Below are 626 nucleotides of genomic sequence, written 5' to 3' on the forward strand. Positions count from 1 at the left end.
GGTCCAGAGCGGCGTGGTCTGCCACATGGACTGGCAATATTCCATGGTCTGTGTACTCACTTCCCTGAGCATCAATTCACCTCAATTTATAGCTATTGCTCAGGTCGCTATTCAACAAAATTGGCTTGAACCGGCCAATTGCCCTTATACCAGGGCAAGGATACTTCATGACCTCTTGAAAAAGATGGACACTGTCAATGAGCTCAAACCATTGGTTCAGCACCCTTTGAAAAACTGGTATGACCATTTTTGGGGTAAAGAAAGAGATATGGACGGCTACATCAGGAGGGTACTGGACGCTGCTTCACCCTTAACCCTGCCAAGGTACAGTGGATATTCCCCCATACTGGAGGCCAATCTGAAAATAGATAATCTGACACCCACCTGGACAGAAGAGCCGGAAGGTGTTCCGGATATAGGCAGGCTGCTCACCGGTCTCCCTGCTTTTTCAGTATTCAAAACCAGAACAAGTCAGTATCGCCCTGTCATTCTGTTTGGGGCCCCCTGGTGGAATTCTACAAGCCTGGAGAAGAAAGCTCATGAACTCAGTGAGCATCATTGGCAACCTTGTCTTGATGAAGAAGCATGGCGTAAACGGTTATTAGTTATTTCTGATAAATATTCTG

At 46.8% G+C, this 626-nt stretch carries 1 protein-coding gene; it reads left to right on the top strand.

All coding sequences use genetic code 11. The annotated features are described in order from the left end of the window. Positions 1–268 precede the first annotated feature (268 nt). Positions 269–626: hypothetical protein (locus tag E1189_RS25015; protein WP_230460060.1), on the top strand; the 358-nt coding region annotated here is incomplete at its 3' end.

Source organism: Parendozoicomonas verongulae (assembly GCF_009711465.1).
Taxonomy (GTDB): domain Bacteria; phylum Pseudomonadota; class Gammaproteobacteria; order Pseudomonadales; family Endozoicomonadaceae; genus Sansalvadorimonas; species Sansalvadorimonas verongulae.